Genomic DNA, 15925 nt, shown 5'->3' with positions numbered 1-15925 from the left:
CGCCATATACTTTAAGTACGACTACTGAAGCAATGGCTTCTTTGGACTAAGCCCGGGCCCGGCAAGGCCTGGGCTTTTTCATTTCCGGTTTGCTTTGGCGAACATCTGCACTTTCCTTCTCGGCGTTGGTAAAAGCTGGTGCGGCATGCACCAGCGCGCCGGCTCACGCCTGCGCAAAAACCAAGCTACCGGTGAATCACGGTTCGTCAATTCGTCAAGACTAAAATTGCAATAAATTACGATTAAATTGCAATTTCATGGCATCTGAGCGAAAACGCCCCCGAGGACGACCAACGACGACCCCTCGTGAGCGCATGCGCGTGGCCACTTGGAGCATGCATGTGCAAGATCGAAGTGAATTGGGCACGTCCGAAGAGTTCGAACAATTTCTGAACCGCAGGAGTAAGCGCGTTGTGCTTTCCAAAGGCCAATGGTCTCGACACTTGCGCGGGGACGTTTCACCGCAGGGGGCCAAGGTCGGCGCAACCAATTCCCTAGTCGACCGCATTGAACCCTTGTTTCCCGGTACAAGACGCACTTTTTGCCACTCGGTGTGGCAATTACTGGATTTAGAGGTTCTGCTTGGACCCAAGCAATTACAGGAAATCTACTTGACCATGGACAGTGATGTCTGGCAGTACTTCCATTTCGACGAATCCGTCTGCGGAGAAGGAACGCGACCTCAGGATTTTTGGTTTTGGCGCGCTCGCAACTCTGACCTTAAGTTGGGTGTGGATGTTTTGAAAGGTATCAAAGGATTTGACGGAGTCGCGGTCGGCCTCATAGAGGCGCGTATGTCTTACCTTGCACAAGACCCATTCGAATTTGTCTTTTTCATGAAATATGCGATCCACAGCCTAAGAAATTGCCCTTCCACAATGCCCTTCCTGGCAGGGACCAAGGGTCGGAGCATTCTTCTGACCATGGAAGGCCTATGCGTACTTCACATGGCGCGATTGCTCACCCACGAGCCCCAGTTGCCAAAGGAGAAATCAGATGACCATACGGAAGACAACACCACCAAATCACTCACGGTGCACGCTGCACTGATGTACACCACCTGGGTGGATCGATGCCTGGATCACTTCAAAAAACTGTCCCCAAAGGCATTGAAAACGTTTCAGATTTGGAATGAGGAGGCCATTCAATTCCAAGGCTTATTCAGTTGGCCCGAACTGGATGTTGCAAATTGAGCGCCTTTGCATAATGGATCCGAATAAAGCCACAACCTACCAATTTTTGACTTTATTGCTCCATTTGAGTCCATAAAAATGCAGGCAAATACCATCGAAGAGTTTGAGGCAGACATTGGGCAGCAGATCAAATCGCTGCGTCTCAAACTGAACATCGAACGAGCCACCTCGGCATTGCGTGCGGGTTGCAGTGTCAGCGCGTTGAAGAATTTGGAGTCTGGCAACGGGTCAACCTTGAGAACGCTCATTGCAATCGTCCGTGCGCTTGGCCGAGAGGACTGGTTGCGCAATGTTGCACCCATGGCAACCATAAGCCCCTTGAACATCCCAACGGCCGGGGGCATCCGCCAGCGAGCACGTGCATCTAAGAAGTAGGCCCTTAGCGCATCGCCAAACCTTAGTTGCAGCGTGAAGTTGGCGCTAGACCCAAGTGCGCTAAAATCGACTCCAACACAACCGCCACGCCTCTGCTTTCAGCATGCGCAACCTTGGCGGTTTTTTTATGGCACTTCCGCTTTCGTGTCGTACCGTCGTAACCGGTCACTGTCCGGCGTTATTGCCTACGTTACCAAACCGTGTAATGGTGAACGCAATGGATTCTCGGCGAAGTGCTGCTTCCATTGACGAGGCGTCAGTTCTGAAACTCTGGAGGCGGGGTGGTGGCCTACGCGTTGCAAGACATCAACCAGGTAGGTGTAGGGGTCAATGTCATGTAAACGGCATGTCACGATCAGGCTCTGCATGATGCCCGCGCGCTTGGCGCCCACCTCCGTCCAGCAGAATAACCAATTGCGCCTGCCCATTGGTATCGCGCGCAAGGCGCGTTCCAGATGGTTCGTATCCATGGCCACATCCGCATCGCCCAGAAACACCTGCAGTTGCGCGCGGCGCTCGCGTGCATAGGCCAATGCCTTGGTCAACGGATTGCTGGGCAGGAAGCCTTGCCGCTCGAACTGCAAATCCACCCATTCAAAGAAGTTCTGCACCAGCGGTTTGCTGTGGCTTAGACGGTGCTCTCGTTTGGCATCCCCGTAGAGGTCACGTTCACGAATGGCTTCTTCCTGGGCGTAAATCTCGCCAATTTGCTGCAGCGCCTGGCCAGCGGCCTGTGGCTCGGCCCCTAGAGCTTCAAAGAAGCCACGCCTGCAGTGCGCCCAGCATTGGGCATGCGTAATGCCGGTCTTGGCAGCGTAACGTGCATAGGCCTCATAGCCGTCAGTGAGCAACACGGCATCTGTGGCCCCTGGCAGCCCCAATGCCTGCTGTACGTGCTCGTGGCGGCGCGACTCGAAATAGGCAAAGCACACCTCATCGAGTTCGCCGTACACAGGCCAGAAGTAGGCCGCCTTCATCTTGCCGGGCCCACTGCGCCCGGCCTTGATGGGGGTCTCGTCCATTGCCTTGACCCGGCTGTTGCGGATCGACTCGAGCTGCGTGTCGTAAATCGGCTCCAGCAGGGAAATGGTCTTTTGCGCCAGTTGCGTCAGCCACGCCCGGCTGAGTTTGAAGCCCGCTTGGCTCAGGCGCTGGTGCTGCCGGTACAGCGGAATGTGCCAGGCAAACTTGTCAACAACAACGCCTGCGAGCAAGCTCACGTCAGCGCGGCTGCCCTCAATGATGCCTGTTGGCGCGCCCGCACAGTGCAGGGTTTGCGTGTCGTGGCGCTTGATGACAGAGCGCACATACTTCAGCACCACATAGGCACCGGGGCGCTGTGCCAAGCGGTGGCTGACCTTCTGGCTGACAACCTCGTACTGATCGGGCGAGAGGTCTTTGGTCTCGGGGTTGGCCAGCTCGATGGTGTGCACGGGCACCTTGGTTTCGTCAAAGAACGATGCGGGCGTGCCCTCGTCGGCAAAGTTGCTGCGGGGTTTGCGTCGCTGGTGTGCAGGGATGGTGTTGGAGTCGGAGTCGGCTTCGGGCGCATCAGTGGCAGGGAGGTCGCCCAGGAGTTGCCCCAGGTGCATTTGCTGCGCATCGGGCAAGGGTGCAAAGCGCTCGCTCTTCTTGCCAAAGAGTTGGCGTTTGAACCATTCGAGCTGCTGCTCCAGCGCGCTGATGCTGGCGGCCTGTGCTTGCAGTGTCTGCGCGATGCTCTGCGGCGACAGCCCCATGACCGTTTCGACGGTAAATGTGGGAGTGCTGGTATTGGGCATCGACATGGGCCTTATCTTGCGGCCTTTAGGGACAAAGCAAAAGAGTGCTTCTCCGGATTGAAAATGGGCACATCGTCACCTCCGCGCAGGGTGTTGGTAGCGTTTGTGGCGTCGGCGCACTTCGATGCCTTCGAGCATCAGTTTGAGCGCCGTGCAGTCGATCTCGCCACTGCCGCCTTGAACGCCTTTACGGGAGAACTTGCCGCTCTCCAAACGCTTGCACCACAGGCACCAGCCGCTGCGGTCAAAGTACAGCACCTTCATCTGTGTTTGCCGCCGGTTGATGAAAACAAACATGTGTCCGGCCAGCACATCCACTTCAAACCCCTGGCGTGCCAGAGCGTACAAGCCGTCGTAGGACTGGCGCATATCGGCAGCTTGGCCATACAGGAACACGCGAATGCGGCCCTCGGGAAAGAACATTACCGGCGTACCAGATGCAAACTCATGCCCGAGCCGAGTTCGATGCGTAACTCCATGGCTCCATTGCCGCTGCCGTGCACTCCAGCAAGGTCGCCCAGATCAACGAACGCCGCCTTCGGCACGGTGGTGGGGGCTACCTTGTTCGTTCGCAGCGGGGACGCGATTCCCCTCTGTTTATTCCTAAGCGTGCGTCGGCGAGCAAGGCTGCTGCGACTGATGCCTTCGCGGCTGCAAAATTCATCTATCGTCAATCCAGCGCGGTCAAAACGATCCAGTACCTCAGCCCAAGTCTGTTCACTCAACACTGCACGCCTGAGCACGCTCTGCGTCTCTTCCATATCCGACCCCGTCCTGTTTGTTGATCAGGGCGCATTCTTTGGTACCTGCAATCAGTTCGCAAGAACGCCGGACAGTGACCGGTTACGTTCGGGAGTAATTCATCGATTTCAACCAGGGCTTCGCGTTCTGAGTCCCGAAACTGGTCTATGCCGAGCTCAAGGTTGGGCGTTGTGGGACGATGCGCTTCGATGGCCTGCGTAAATCCTGGTGTAGCGAATAGTCCTGAGATATTGAGCACGGTTCGCCCTCTCGACGGATCAATCTTGAAAATGACGCCCTGCCAGCCAACTGGCGGTACACCGTTGTTAAAGGTTTTGGCGACAGACTCGCTGAATGTCCAAGATGAAATCTTCTCTTTTAGGCGCTCCTCTGCCATGAGGTCCCATACATGTTCTTTGATGAGGTCGATTTTGCGGAACACGGGTTCGGTACGAGTCTTGAATTGATCCGGCAGATCGACGGCAGCCAAGTCAATACGTTGTGCCGCAGCAGGCGATGGTGAAATCATCCATAGATTGATGGCGCCAATCAGTTCAGCGGTGAAGAGCAAGTGAGAGTTCATTTTTCCAGTGATTGAGTGGTTAGCAGCAGCCATTGAAAACCGCTAGAGATTCGAGGGTGCCTGTAGGCCTGGCAATCTCTCGAATGAACATGTGTTCATGCCGCGACTAGGCGATGCTTTCTGACAACTTCTTTGCGCGGTCAGCGATTTCATCCTGAAGCTGATCAGTTCGACTTCCGATTGCTTTGCTCGCTTCTAAAACAACTCCGAGCAATGAGTTCCAGCTATCACGGTTTGAAGTAATGTCAGTTCGCAGAAGATTTTCCTGATTGCCCCAGAATATGCTCGATTGAGCGAATATTTCACGCAGCTTTCTTCCCATTTTCGGATAGTAGATATCAGCAATTCCCATGGCTTCGTGAAGACGCTCGCAATTCTCAAGATAGCGAGTTCGAAAATCTTCAATTGGAAGATTGGCATCTGACTGCATATAGCTCATCGTTTGCGAGTTCTCCAAAGCAATTCGTGAAAGAATTCTGTGCAAAACTTCTAACTTGCCTCGCTCTATAAAAATCTCATTCTTAAGCCGATCCTCATTTAGGCGATCTCTTTGCAATGTGATGTCTTTGTCGGCATTGAGGCGTGCAATATTCATTTGTACGCCGGTGGTAATTTTGGCCGTGATGTATGCAGCAAAGGCCCCCACAGTTGCTCCGGCGAGGATATAGAGTTCGTTGGACATGGATTCAATAATTCCCTGAAAATTTGAGTGGCTGGATAACGCATGGCCTACCGGTCTGCTCGACGCATGACTAGTTCTGAGCGGCATCTTAGTGACATCCAGGGCTTAGTCTGAGCTACATGCATTCGAGCATCAACTGTCCAAGTGCTCAAGTCTTTGACCAGAGGATCATTCCTTTTCGAATCCAAAAATGGCATCTGCACATTTTCTGCTGATGAATAGACGGCGAAACCGTAGGTCGCTGCCAAAAGTCTTGATCAACTTCCCAGCGTGGACGGCGCTCGGGGTTCAATGACAGCGATATCTGCACACCGCATCCGCCTGGGCAACTCAAGCATGCCCATTTCTTGACTCCGCCATCTATCACCAGCCACAGTTCACCCGCGGGAATCTCAGTCTTGCCTGGATGTCGAGCCACTCGTTTCACAAGAAAGTTGAAGTCCAGAAGACCTAGGCGGCGTAGCATCAATGCGAAAAAAAGCTTCATATAGTCAACCGATCACGCCAAGAAAGGGATTCACGTCACCACGGCCCCAGGTAGCCTCGGTTCCACAAACAGGGCAAGTAGAAACCGGACGGCAGGTCATGGCGCGATCCTCCACACGGTCGAATCGGCGAATGCGGTTGTGGACCATGCCGCCTTGGCCGCGGAAACCTGTCAAGCCCTGGATTAACTCATCCACTGCAGCGCAAGCAATGCTAGTGGTGAACGTGACCACTGCTGGGGCTGGGTCGCCGCCGCCCTCCACATACGCTTCAGCCTTGCGTCGTTCAAACTCCGCGGGATCATTGCGCTGCAGACCTTCGGCTGCAGCACGCTGGGCGCTGACGACGCCAAGACACATCAGGCAAGGGTTGCCTGGTCGGATCGTCGTGACGCGGCCCGTCATGTCGTAGTCCCCCCCGCTTTTGGCCGACCGCATACGCAATCCCACGTCGATCACGGGAATCCCGTAGTAGTGGGCAAGCCGATTCAGGGTCAGACGGCCCTGGTTGTCATCGGTACAGCCGAAAAGCACGTCGCAAGACCGCAGAACGTCACGCAGCGATGTATTTCCCACCCACGCCCGCCGGGTGACTACGTGGTTGCCCAAGCCGCACGCCTCGATTTCGCGTGCGAGGATGTCCACTTTGGCCAGCTTAGCAGGTACGTCTGCAGCGCGTGAACCGTGCACACGATTGAGGTTGGTCGTGTCGATCGTGTCGTTGTCCATCAACGCCAGGTGACCGACCCCCAACCGAGTCAGTAGCGAAACCACGGCACTGCCCGTACCACCGCAACCGATCACGCCGACGCGTAGCGCCCTCACGATGGGGTTGAATCCTTTGCCGAACAGTGCTGCCTGTCGAGCCAAGAACGCCGTGTCTTCGTGCCCAGCATCCTCACGCCAGATCTTGATCTGGCTTCCGACAATGGAGATCGATGAGGCTTGCGTGGATGCCTTGGCCGATGTCCACAGGCGCCCCACGATGGCATCGTGCTGGCCGAAGACCATGCTGGCAAGCCCCTGTGTGCCCTTGTTGAAGGTGGTGCGCGCGAGCTCAGCTTCGTTGCGGTCGTCCTGGTCGGAGAAGAACGCGTTGGCCCCAGGATGTGTGTGAACCAGCCCAGGAACGAGGTTGCGGTGCAGCGCCAAGCCCAGCAGCCGCATGAATCCCTGAGTCGACCACGTCACATGCGTCGAGGAGGCTGAAACCATTTCGTTTAACGTGATCGGCACCACCTCGTGCGAGATCAGGCGGATGCGGGGCTGACTGGACCATGGGTCTGCTGCGATTTCGGCCTTGCCGAACAGCACATAGGCCGCTGCCTCCGAGCCGTTCTCCCGATGAAGCAGCGCACGGAGCGCCGCTTCATGGGATTCCAGCAAGATGATGTCCAGCGCTGGGGCCGACATCACTTGGCCTCCGCCAGTGCGTGCTCGATGCGCTTGATCATCGTGTGCAAGCCATCGACACCCGGCCGCCAGTTTGTGTTGTGGCGAGACCAGCGTTGCCAGTTGCGGCCCATGAAGGCGTGTGGCTGATCCGCACATGTCGGATAACGGCCAGCGGACACCAACGTCAACCAGGGGTCACAGAAGAACATGTCCGGCGCCACGTCGGGATAGCCGGGTGGGAGGATCACCAACACGTCGGCCGCGGGGTGGTTGAACTTGCCTTGCGGCAGTTGCATCTGCTTCAACACAACACCCGTGTGCGTGCCGTCACCGACCACTTCCACGGCGAAGCCGTGGCTGTCCAGATAGCGCAGATCCGCCTCCGGCAGCGCCGCCAGTCCTTCCGTCGTGTCACGGATCAGCGTGATGAAGCGCTCGATACCCGGCTTGCTGAGGTCGATCAAGTCGGCGTCGCGGATGAGAACATCCTGGCCGCCGCCGCGGACTTCGAGGTAGACGTCATAGGTGTCGGTAGGGACGCCAGCCAACGTCTTCAAGATTTTGCCGCTGATCGAGGGCTTACCCCATTCCATTTGGCGATCGTCGATCGTGAACTTGAATGCGCGGTCCGTCTGGAAGATGACGAAACGCTCCGCGCCGCGTTCACGCAAGTCGTAAGTCTCGTCGAGCCGCAGATCTTCAAATTCGCCGGATGGCAGGATCGCGTAGATGCTGTAGTCAGCCACCGGGCGAACTCCAGCAGCCTGCAGGATCTGGCGGCCGGTTGGGACCGGATCGCCCAGATCCAGGTTGCGCTCGTTGAGCTGTTCATCTGCCACCATGATGCGATAGAGGTGTGCCAAGCGAAGGCTGCGGCCTTCGCGGATGGCGGCGCTAACATCTTCGAGGGGGATATGGCTGTCATCGCCAGGATTTTGAGTTTGCATTTGATTAACTTTCTGTCGGCCACCTGCTAGATTGCAGTTTTCTTGGCCTCCACTAAGTCAATCGCGGCCGATTTCCGGACCGGAAAGCTGATTCAAACTTTTTTTATGCTGATCGCGCCAACAGGAAGGTTGCCGCAGATGAAGAAACTGGGGCAACGTGGGCAAGTGCGCGCTTCTTCCTTCGCAGGAAAATCACCAGCGTAAACCCGCTTCACGAACTCCTGGACTTTCTCACTGCGCGTCTTGAGCTTTCTTTCTGTGATTTCCATCGGCTGCGTTGTCTCGCTGGTCAAGTAAGTCACCTCGACTTGGGCCGATCCACCGTAGGCCTGCATTGCCGCGAGGTGGAGCAGGGTGTACTCGATGTCATCAAACGCGTTGGATCGTGGCTTCCCTGTCTTGACGCGCCGGACAACGATCTGCCCTTTGTCACCCTGGGCGACACTGTCCGGTCGGACAAGAATTTCGCCTTCCGCCCACCCCAGCGAGATTGGAGTTGCAGGGGCCGGTACGCCGCGGCTACGGGTCTCGATGACGAAGTCCACCAGCCGCCGCGCGATGCGCCGGTAGTCTTCGGCATAGCCATGGTCGACAGATCCCTTGGCTTGCCATGCCTGGTCAAAGCGCGCGCCGAGTTCAGCCTCGCTCGGCGAGGTCATTGCATGCGCGGTCTTCAGCCAATCGAATACGTCCCCGACAACGTTGTGCATCTTCATGAAGGCAGTCTCAGTACGGCGGCCTCCGAGTTTCATGACGTGGGTGTAGAGAAATCGACGTGGGCATCGTTCGAAAAGGTTGAACTGGCTGTCGGTCCAGACCGGCTTCTGCTCCCAAGCAATCTGCAGGGCTGACATCGGTCGCAACCCGGAAGGTCGCTGCGGCGGAGTTGGCGGTTGGATCAGATGGTGCAGGATGGATGGAATAAATTTTGAAGGACTGCGCGCTCTGCCATCGGTCTGAACTGACGATGCATAGATAAACAACCGATCACGCGCGCGGGACAGCGCCACGAAGAACAAGCATTCCTCCTCTTCATCGTGCCCGGCCTTCACCGCTTCCAAGCCGGTCAATCCGTCCGAGCCGTGAATGAGCCCGTCGGGTGGCACGCAGCGCGGTGCCATGTTGTTGCGCGGCAAACCTGAGGTCACCAAGCCGGGAATATGCACGGTGTGGAACTCAAGCCCCTTGCTGGCATGGATCGTCATCAGGCGGACCGCATCGATGCAGTCTGCGGCCCCAGGCAAATGGCGCAGTCCGCGATCCTCCGAAAGTAAGACGAGTCGGCGAATTCGATCAAGAAGACGCACGCAGGGTGCGCCGGCACCGGAGGGTTGTTGACGGCAGAAGTTGAGAAACTGCCATAGCGCTAGGCCCTTCATCCTGCTTCGCGCGTCACCTGCCAGGTACAGCGACTTTGCGAGACCGAGACGATCTATCACCCAGGTGGACAAGATGCTCCAAGGATTGTCCGTCGGGCTTAACCCGTCGAAAAGCATTGCCGCTCGGGTTAGTGCCGCCTTGCTCGCTTTGGCGAGTTCCGGTGGCCAGTTTTTGGCAAGGCGCCACTCAAGAGCCGCAACTTTGCTTTCGCGTAGCCCCTCGATGATCTGTACGACATCTTGCAGCGGTAGTTCGTACGTTGACATCGTGGACACGCGCACCAGTCCGACGGCATAAGGGTCCCCCAGCATTGAAAGCATGGCCAGGAGATCCTTGATCTCTGGCCTCTCGAACAGACTCCCGAGGTGAAGCACCGGAATTCCTCTGGCTTCGAGGCCCTCGGCTATTTCGCTCAAGCGGGCGTTGGACGCGCAGAGCAATGTCTGCTCGCGAAATGCGGTTCCGGCTTCTCGCTGGTTCTTGATCGTGACAGCCACAGCGGAAATCTCGTCTTCCGTTGAGCCCACAACCCTGAATTCCGGCTTGTTGACTGACGCACCGCGGCTTGCCTTGAGGTGCAATGGCAGCGACCCGGTCGATGCTTTCATCGTGACTGAGAAAGCGGTAAAAGCGTCGATGACTTCTTGCCGCGAGCGATAGTTGACACCCAGTTGGGCGATCTGTGCGCGGGGGAAATCCAAAGTGAACTGGGCCATGTTGGTTGCCGACGCACCACGGAAGCGGTAGATAGATTGCCGTGCATCGCCGACGACCCAGAGGTTTCGCCCATCACCCACGATGGCTTTGAGGAGGCGTACGGAAGAGCGGTTGACATCTTGGTACTCGTCCACCAGCACATGTTTGTGTCGCGCCTGCAGGGCGTCCCTCACCTCGGCATCAGTTTCGACCAACCGCACAGGTTGAGCAACAAGATCGCCGAAGTCGATCAGGTGCTTTGCTGCCATCAAGCGCTCGTAGGTTTCGTAGACCAAGGCAACTTCCATGCATTTTTCAGCGCTCTTCATCGCCTCTGCGTCGGTGCTGCAACTTTGTGCCATGGACTGCGCCAATGCCCGATAGCCGGCGGCATCGACCACTTCGTCCTTGGCGCGTGAAATCGCACTGAGAATGTCACTGAGATCGAGCGCTGGATCCCATAAGTTCCGATAGTGGCGCAGGGATAGCCGCGGCAGCTCATCTTCCAGCAACTCGATGCCTTCGGATCGATCGATGAGACGCGGGTTGGCGGGAAGCCCGAGCTTGTCGTGAAAGCGACGGACGATATCCAGGCCAAATGCGTGAAACGTACCAATCCACATCGCTGCAGCAGCTTGCGGGTTTCGTGCGGCGAGCCGCTCGCTCAACTCGTTCGCGGCCTTATTCGAGAACGTGAGAACAAGGATCGACATCGGGTCCACGCCCTCGGCCAGAAGGCTCTCGATGCGTTGCACTAGCGTTCGCGTCTTGCCCGTTCCTGGGCCCGCCTGCAACAGGAGTGCCGTGTCGCGATGGTTAGCCGCTGCAATTTGGGTAGGGTCTGGGATCGGTATAGGCCCTGCCGCGGTAGGCTCCGCGATGACGGGTGGCTCGGTCGGCAACAGCAGGGCATCCAGAAGCTGCTGCTGGACCACTTGCAACGGCGCTCCAAGACGTGTGGCGATGTCGACGGAAGAGAAGTCGCTGTCAATGTGATGACGCCGCACCACTGAACGCGGCAGCAGGAGTTCGCGTGCGAACAGATCCATCCGGACCTCTCGGCGCTCCCTGGCGCCATAGTCGAGCACGCGCTCTACGCCGACCGGCGTATCCTCGACTGAGCGGTCCGGTTCGACTTCTTCCGTCACTACATTTTGAGTGTCACCTTCCAGGACGAAATGTCCAAGTTCGTGCGCTATCAGGAAGGCGCGGTCAAACGCTGAACCAATGTCTTCATACAGAATGCACCCGGCTTGGCTGTCGAGCACTGCGCGCCCGCCTTTTAGCGCTGAGTCCCCCTGCGCTAACGCGTAGACATCGAGATCTCGCCGAGCCGCTTCGCGACTGACGAGTTCGAACAGGTCCCATGGATCATCACCTTCCTCGACCGCAGCGTGGTGGATGCGTTCCGCCTCACGCCGTGCGGCTTCGGTCGCATCCATGATTAGTCTCGCAATGCCCGCAGAGCTTCTTTCTGAGCGGGCTTCAGTTGGGAGGTTTCCACGGCCTGTTCGAACGATATCTGAGCAGCCACCGCAGGCTTCACGTTTGATCGGAAACTCTGGCCCGACGCAATAGAGGGCGGGCTGCCCAGATAAGCTGACACCGCATCAGCGGTTGCACCAAGTTCGGCGGCGAGTCGTTGGACCAACCGCCTGGGAATGGTGGCGGCGTCAATCGCCCGTTCGCGCACTCGAATCAAGAATAAATTGCTGATGTCCAGCCTCTTGGCCATCGACTTAAACGCAGTAGGAGTCAACTGCGCAAAGGGGTTGGCAATAACACTGCTTTGTGCCGAACCCATCGCTGCTTGAAACTGCCGCCAAGCTTGCTCGACCAACTGATCAGACGAAACCTGTACATCTTCGTCGGCACGGGAGGCATTCATCATCAGTTCAATCGAGCAGTCCACGAGGGCCTGCGTATGCTCCGGGTACTGACTCAGGTAATGCTCCAACGTTGCGCTGTCATGCGTCGGCTCCACGGAGAACGCAAGAAGAACTTCTTCTTCGTCGAGTCTAGGATATTCAGCGCTCATAGTTCGGCCTCCTTTTCAAGAACGGCCTTAAGAGCTTTACAGGCACGATCACGACGGTTGCGAACCGTCCTTTCGTCGCACTGCAGAATGCGTGCAATTGTCATGACATCTTTTTCCTTCGCATCTATCGGAATTCCCTGCAGGAGGAGGCCGATGACCTGCTTTTGATCCTGGGGTAGAAGGTCAATCGCAGCGAACAGCACTGACCGGAAAGCGGGATCGTCAATTTTTTGCGGGTCACCGCTCAAGAATGCCTCCAAGGCAGCTTCGACTTCGGATGAAACTTCCGGGCCATCAGACTCCAGAGAACCCAAAGGGACAGTCGTAATGTCACCAGCTATCGACTTGAACTTGCGCAATACGGACGTTCGAAGCGCCACCATTGCTTGGTCAAAGTGGATTTCGAAGAAATCCAGACGGTTCGATTGCGAAGTGCAATCTTTGGTGATCAGCACGACAAAGCGGCTAACAATCTCGTCACGGATATCGGTCGCGCTGCCGATGCGAGAGTTCCAGATCGTTGAGCGGAGTGACTGCTCAACACGCGGCAGGAGGATCCCAAAAATCTTCTCGAACTGTCCCTGTTCGCCGTCGATCCAGGCTCGTCGCAGAAAATGAAGCACGACCTCCGTCGGTACATACTCCGAATGCTTCCTTGAAGCGCGGGCGAACTGCGAAAGTCGTGATGCCACATCAATTGCCTCAAGCTTTTCAATCCATGACTCAATATTGGGTGGTCGCCGATAGGGCGTTCCGTCCCTCTGCTTGTGTTTGAGTGCTGTCGGCATCCTTTCCTCCAGTGTTCTTGTTTAATGGATCAGCGATAACTCTGGTCATGTCATCGAATGCGGATCGGCAGCGACACTTGCGGCTGGATAGGCACTAGCGTCTTTGCGTAGGCGCGTAGGATCTCGTTGTAGAGATCAGCATGCTTGGGGGCTTCGACGGTGATGATCAGCGCGTAGCGAATCTTCTCCGCACCATTCGCCTTGTGGCCGGCTTCGCGCGCGTTGTAGTGGATGTCGAAGACCGGGTTCTTGAGGGTGCTGCCGCGCATCTTCTTCGCGCTATGCAGGACTGTTTCCCATTTGCCCATATCGGACCGCCGCTCCTCTTCAGTCGCGTACTTCTTCATGTCAAAGAAGCTCTTCGTGTCGGCGTTCGCTTTGCCGTCCTTGATCTTTTCGTCACTGGGCCGGAAAACGACTTCCAGGCCTGCGCGCGTGTACGCGGCGGCGTCCTGCGGATCTGTCGGGGAGGCGTAGCAAAAAGTTGCCTTGAGGCAGATGTTGCCCGTCAGGCCCCCGGCGGGCAGTGGCAGCGAGGCGCGCAGGTATTTGCCCGGCTTCAGCTCTCCTTGGTAAACGATACGGGCGACACCTTCAGGGCAGGTGATGATGCTCATCAAGTCCTCCGGCACCTTACCCCAGCCCACCTCAAGCTTATCGTGCGTTGCAGTGTCAGCGGCGTGGACCAACAGCGCTTTGATCGCCAGCGGCGACAATTCAGCACCCAGGATTGCGCGAATGCCGACTGCGCTGCGCAGCAGATACGGGGAAGCGAAGCTGGTGCCCAACTGCGGCGAGAGTGTCGCCTTCTTGCCCGGTGACAGCACATGGAAATAGTTACCGGCATTGCCGCCGAATGCCATCAGATCGGGCTTGATGACGCCAGGGCTGCGGCCGGGGCCAACTGCACTGTATGGCGCGCGCGCCCAGCTTGCTCCGGTGTCGTTGGTAGCACCGACGGCCAGCGCATTGACACAGTCCGAAGGCACCTGCACGCGGGCATTGCCGGAGGTGCGGTCCATCTGGCCGTTGTTACCGATGGCCACGGTCATCAAGGTGTCTCCGTCACTCAGCAGATCGTCGATGACCGACGTCCAGGCATGTACGTCGGTGTCCTCGATCGGCAGGTCAGGGCCGAGACTGAGGTTGATGAACTGGTATTGCCGTGAGAGCAGGACCTGTTCGACGAAGCCCAGGGTACGGTACAACTCCAGCGGGTCTTCCTTGTCAGCGCCTTTGTCGAGTACGCGCAGGTGATCAACGTATGCGAACGGGCGGGAAGCGGTGCCGTTAGGTTGGATGGGGCCAAACAGGAAGGCGGAGCTGACCGCCAAGCCATGCTCCGGACCCGCCGGATCGTCTTGCGCGTCTTCGTCCAGGACGCGGTATGAGCGCAACCAGGGACCGATCGCGTGTTGTTTGGGAAGGCCGCCGTCAAGGATGGCGACCTTGGGCTCTGACGACAGCGGCTGCTCGGTCGGCAGATTGCAACTGACAGTCACCTCGCCTGTGCGGTGCACCGGCCGCATACCGCGCAGCTTGGGTACCGGACGGATGACGCGCACGAAGACGAATTCGGCAAGTTGTTCGATGCGATCGTGCTTGCCTTCGACAGGCACGAACCACAGGTTGCCTGCTGTGAAGCCAAGTTCACTGTGAACCTTGACGCTCACCTCTTTAGCGTATTTCACGAAGGCCTGCTGGACGAACAGACGGTTTTCTTCAGGCAGCAGGTGGATGCCCACTTCGAAAAAACGATCCTTGGCGCTACCGTTGTCGGCAATACGCTCGCGCGGCGTGAATGCGGAGAACTGCTCGATGTGCGCTAGATCCAGTGCTTCATCGGATTCGGGTTCGATCTGCTGGGTCCAGTCATTGAGATGACGAAATGCCTGGCGCTTGCCGGCGACGAACAGTTCGGTCGTCGTGCATTCTTGCGGTGTCACTTTGCGGCATATAGGAGCCAGTGATTTTCGGCATATAGAGACCAGCCGGAGGGTGTCTGACGGACATCACTCGGGTATGGATTTTGCCTTTATTTGACGTCTTTTTGTTGCGTTGAATTCTTTGTTTTTGTCGGCATGGTGGTCGGCATCTGGCGTGGCGCCCGATAGGACTGGCCATCAAGCACCAGGCAGTATGCGTTGTGACGTAAGCGGTCCAAGGTTGCGGATGCCAAGAGCGGGTTGACTGGGAATGCCTGATCCCATTCAGTAAAGTCCAGATTGCTGGTGACGATGGTGGCAGTGCGCTCGTAGCGCTCGGCAATGAGTTCATGCAGGTCTTCGTCGGCCGGCGCACGCAGAGGCTTGAGTCCGAAGTCATCAATGATGAGTACCGGAATGCGACTCAAGGTCTGCAGCTTGCGCTCGTAGGCGTTGGTGGCGCGCGCGGCGTGCAGTGACTGCGTGAGTGCCGAGCAGTTGGTAAACAGCACATCCACGCCCTGACGGATCGCACAATGGCCCAAGGCCTGCGCAAGATGACTCTTGCCGGTTCCACTAGGGCCAACAATCAATACCGGAGAACACTCCCGCACGTAGCGCCCGGTGGCCAGGTCATGCACCAGCGCGCGGTTGAGTTGGGGTAGCCGCTCGAAGTCAAACTGCTCCAGCGTTTTGGTGGAGCGGAACTGGGCCCGGCGCAGGCGGGTACTGAAACTGTTCTGCTCCCGGCGGGCCACTTCATCGCCCATCAGGATGGCCAGGAACTCCGTATAGGCCAACTTCGATTCAATCGCCTGGCGGTTTCTGGCGTCCAGCGAATCCAGAATACCGGACAAGCGCAACTGCTTGAGATGTGGAACGAGTTCGGGGATGGGTGTCATTTGGGATGGTCTCC

The 15925-nt window shown here is 57.2% G+C and carries 15 protein-coding genes; 2 read left to right on the top strand and 13 right to left on the bottom strand.

Annotated elements, in window-relative coordinates; translation table 11 throughout:
• Nucleotides 1-335: 335 nt before the first annotated feature.
• Together RAE19_RS07895 and RAE19_RS19425 are read left to right on the top strand one after the other, a co-directional pair.
• Complete coding sequence (locus tag RAE19_RS07895) at nucleotides 336-1193, top strand: hypothetical protein (protein ID WP_313874373.1); 858 nt, start codon at nucleotides 336-338, stop codon at nucleotides 1191-1193.
• A gap of 78 nt (nucleotides 1194-1271) precedes the next feature.
• Entirely contained in the window at nucleotides 1272-1568 is a 297-nt protein-coding gene (locus RAE19_RS19425; RefSeq protein ID WP_430962520.1) for a helix-turn-helix domain-containing protein, read from the top strand.
• Nucleotides 1569-1753: 185 nt separating this feature from the next.
• On the opposite strand, the gene tnpC is transcribed toward RAE19_RS19425, so the two are convergent.
• From tnpC to istB, 13 genes are all read right to left on the bottom strand, one after another.
• Nucleotides 1754-3355, bottom strand: a complete 1602-nt coding sequence (tnpC, locus tag RAE19_RS07890) for an IS66 family transposase (RefSeq protein WP_313872998.1) — start codon at nucleotides 3353-3355, stop codon at nucleotides 1754-1756.
• 69 nt (nucleotides 3356-3424) lie between these two features.
• Complete coding sequence (tnpB, locus tag RAE19_RS07885; RefSeq protein ID WP_313873004.1) at nucleotides 3425-3772, bottom strand: IS66 family insertion sequence element accessory protein TnpB; 348 nt, start codon at nucleotides 3770-3772, stop codon at nucleotides 3425-3427.
• Entirely contained in the window at nucleotides 3772-4110 is a 339-nt protein-coding gene (locus tag RAE19_RS07880) for a hypothetical protein (protein WP_313873005.1), read from the bottom strand. Before RAE19_RS07880 ends, tnpB begins: the two co-directional genes overlap by 1 nt.
• Nucleotides 4071-4706: a hypothetical protein gene (locus RAE19_RS07875; RefSeq protein ID WP_313874372.1), complete on the bottom strand. Its 636-nt coding sequence runs from the start codon at nucleotides 4704-4706 to the stop codon at nucleotides 4071-4073. Before RAE19_RS07875 ends, RAE19_RS07880 begins: the two co-directional genes overlap by 40 nt.
• A 73-nt stretch (nucleotides 4707-4779) precedes the next feature.
• Nucleotides 4780-5355 (bottom strand): hypothetical protein, encoded by a 576-nt coding sequence (locus RAE19_RS07870; RefSeq protein ID WP_313874371.1) that lies wholly within the window; start codon nucleotides 5353-5355, stop codon nucleotides 4780-4782.
• Nucleotides 5356-5503: 148 nt separating this feature from the next.
• Nucleotides 5504-5821, bottom strand: a complete 318-nt coding sequence (locus RAE19_RS07865) for a DUF6527 family protein (RefSeq protein WP_313876199.1) — start codon at nucleotides 5819-5821, stop codon at nucleotides 5504-5506.
• Nucleotides 5822-5846: 25 nt separating this feature from the next.
• On the bottom strand, nucleotides 5847-7253 hold the full coding sequence (locus RAE19_RS07860) for a ThiF family adenylyltransferase (RefSeq protein WP_313874370.1): 1407 nt from the start codon (nucleotides 7251-7253) through the stop codon (nucleotides 5847-5849).
• Entirely contained in the window at nucleotides 7253-8182 is a 930-nt protein-coding gene (locus RAE19_RS07855; RefSeq protein WP_313874369.1) for a multiubiquitin domain-containing protein, read from the bottom strand. Before RAE19_RS07855 ends, RAE19_RS07860 begins: the two co-directional genes overlap by 1 nt.
• Nucleotides 8183-8274: 92 nt before the next feature.
• Nucleotides 8275-11700 (bottom strand): ATP-dependent helicase, encoded by a 3426-nt coding sequence (locus RAE19_RS07850; protein WP_313874368.1) that lies wholly within the window; start codon nucleotides 11698-11700, stop codon nucleotides 8275-8277.
• A 2-nt stretch (nucleotides 11701-11702) separates the two neighbouring features.
• Nucleotides 11703-12296, bottom strand: coding sequence for a hypothetical protein (locus RAE19_RS07845; protein WP_313874367.1), 594 nt, complete (start codon nucleotides 12294-12296; stop codon nucleotides 11703-11705).
• Nucleotides 12293-13084, bottom strand: a complete 792-nt coding sequence (locus RAE19_RS07840) for an RNA polymerase sigma factor (RefSeq protein WP_313874366.1) — start codon at nucleotides 13082-13084, stop codon at nucleotides 12293-12295. Before RAE19_RS07840 ends, RAE19_RS07845 begins: the two co-directional genes overlap by 4 nt.
• 50 nt (nucleotides 13085-13134) lie before the next feature.
• On the bottom strand, nucleotides 13135-15030 hold the full coding sequence (locus RAE19_RS07835; protein WP_313874365.1) for a S8 family peptidase: 1896 nt from the start codon (nucleotides 15028-15030) through the stop codon (nucleotides 13135-13137).
• A gap of 89 nt (nucleotides 15031-15119) precedes the next feature.
• Nucleotides 15120-15911 (bottom strand): IS21-like element helper ATPase IstB, encoded by a 792-nt coding sequence (istB, locus tag RAE19_RS07830; RefSeq protein ID WP_313873002.1) that lies wholly within the window; start codon nucleotides 15909-15911, stop codon nucleotides 15120-15122.
• Nucleotides 15912-15925 lie beyond the last annotated feature (14 nt).

Origin of the sequence: Rhodoferax potami (assembly GCF_032193805.1) — a bacterium.
Taxonomy (GTDB): domain Bacteria; phylum Pseudomonadota; class Gammaproteobacteria; order Burkholderiales; family Burkholderiaceae_C; genus Allorhodoferax; species Allorhodoferax potami_A.
This window is presented reverse-complemented; position numbering and strand designations above follow the sequence as displayed.

Coding starts and splice junctions, on each gene's coding strand:
- RAE19_RS07895 (WP_313874373.1), top strand. CDS start 336: ATGCATGTGCAAGATCGAAGTGAATTGGGCACGTCCGAAGAGTTCGAA.
- RAE19_RS19425 (WP_430962520.1), top strand. CDS start 1,272: ATGCAGGCAAATACCATCGAAGAGTTTGAGGCAGACATTGGGCAGCAG.
- tnpC (WP_313872998.1), bottom strand. CDS start 3,355: ATGTCGATGCCCAATACCAGCACTCCCACATTTACCGTCGAAACGGTC.
- tnpB (WP_313873004.1), bottom strand. CDS start 3,772: ATGTTCTTTCCCGAGGGCCGCATTCGCGTGTTCCTGTATGGCCAAGCT.
- RAE19_RS07880 (WP_313873005.1), bottom strand. CDS start 4,110: ATGGAAGAGACGCAGAGCGTGCTCAGGCGTGCAGTGTTGAGTGAACAG.
- RAE19_RS07875 (WP_313874372.1), bottom strand. CDS start 4,706: ATGGCTGCTGCTAACCACTCAATCACTGGAAAAATGAACTCTCACTTG.
- RAE19_RS07870 (WP_313874371.1), bottom strand. CDS start 5,355: ATGTCCAACGAACTCTATATCCTCGCCGGAGCAACTGTGGGGGCCTTT.
- RAE19_RS07865 (WP_313876199.1), bottom strand. CDS start 5,821: ATGCTACGCCGCCTAGGTCTTCTGGACTTCAACTTTCTTGTGAAACGA.
- RAE19_RS07860 (WP_313874370.1), bottom strand. CDS start 7,253: ATGTCGGCCCCAGCGCTGGACATCATCTTGCTGGAATCCCATGAAGCG.
- RAE19_RS07855 (WP_313874369.1), bottom strand. CDS start 8,182: ATGCAAACTCAAAATCCTGGCGATGACAGCCATATCCCCCTCGAAGAT.
- RAE19_RS07850 (WP_313874368.1), bottom strand. CDS start 11,700: ATGGATGCGACCGAAGCCGCACGGCGTGAGGCGGAACGCATCCACCAC.
- RAE19_RS07845 (WP_313874367.1), bottom strand. CDS start 12,296: ATGAGCGCTGAATATCCTAGACTCGACGAAGAAGAAGTTCTTCTTGCG.
- RAE19_RS07840 (WP_313874366.1), bottom strand. CDS start 13,084: ATGCCGACAGCACTCAAACACAAGCAGAGGGACGGAACGCCCTATCGG.
- istB (WP_313873002.1), bottom strand. CDS start 15,911: ATGACACCCATCCCCGAACTCGTTCCACATCTCAAGCAGTTGCGCTTG.